Annotated in this window: 1 pseudogene; it reads left to right on the top strand. The window is 64.4% G+C overall.

Annotated elements, in window-relative coordinates:
* Positions 1 to 1,069 (top strand): annotated as a pseudogene (locus FXF52_RS41110) (hypothetical protein); the annotation flags it as partial.

The following is a 1,069-nucleotide window of genomic DNA, read 5'->3' as shown; positions in this document are numbered from 1 at the left end:
AGAAGGAGGAGGGCGAGGCCGACGGTGGCGCCATCCTGGTCGAGCGGGGCGGCAGCGCGCACCTGGAGAAGGTGAAGCTGACCCGCAACAACGCCGAGGGCAACGGCGGCGCCATCGCCAACTTCGGCCGCGTCGACCTCTCCGAGAGCAAGGTCGAGGACAACCACGCCCAGCGCAACGGCGGCGGCATCTTCAATGTCGGAGTCCTCAAGATCAAGGAATCCCGCATCAACAACAACACCGCCGGCGAGAACGGCGGCGGCATCGCCAACGGCGAGGGCAAGGAGAAGGACAAGTACGGCCCGTGGGTGCCCGGCAAGGACTACTGGGTCAAGGGCCGCGACAAGGCCGGCACGGTGGAGATCATCGGCCGATTCGAGGGCAAGGAGCCCGGAAAGACCGAGATCGAGAACAACCGGGCCGGTGAGAACGGTGGCGGCGTGTTCAGCTCCGGCGGGTTCGTCAAGATCGCCCTCACCTCCATCAAGAACAACACTGCCTGCGAGAACGGCGGTGGCATCTACGCCCGCAACACCGACCTCGACCTGGACAAGGTCATCGTCGCCAAGAACCACGCCGACAAGGACGGCGGCGGCGTCTACAACACCGGCGGGGAAAAGAAGAAGAAGAAGGAAGCCCCGTACGGCGACCAGAAGGACCAGAAGGAAGAGAAGGAGCGGGAGGCCACGGCCACCATCGACGACAGCGACATCGTCGACAACTCCGCCGGGCGCTTCGGCGGCGGCATCTTCAACGGCGACCCGGACGTCGAGATCAAGGAAGGCTTCCAGCAGGAGTCCGACAAGAAGGACAACGAGAAGGAAGACAACGCCACCCTCACCGTCCGGAACACCGAGATCAAGAACAACACCGCCCTCAACGGCGGCGGCATCTTCAACAACGAAGGCCGGGTCACCCTGACCAAGACCCGCATCACCAAGAACACCGCCACCGACTCCGCCAAGACCCACCGCGTCGCCGGCGGCGTCTTCAACAACGACGGCAAGGTCAAGCTCGACGAGAAGACCACCATCACCGACAACGACCCCACCAACTGCGGCGGCACCGT

Origin of the sequence: Micromonospora sp. MP36 (assembly GCF_008119785.1) — a bacterium.
In the GTDB taxonomy this organism is placed as follows: Bacteria; Actinomycetota; Actinomycetes; order Mycobacteriales; family Micromonosporaceae; genus Micromonospora.
The sequence above is the reverse complement of the archived record's forward strand: the minus strand, read 5'-3'. Positions and strand labels throughout refer to the sequence as shown.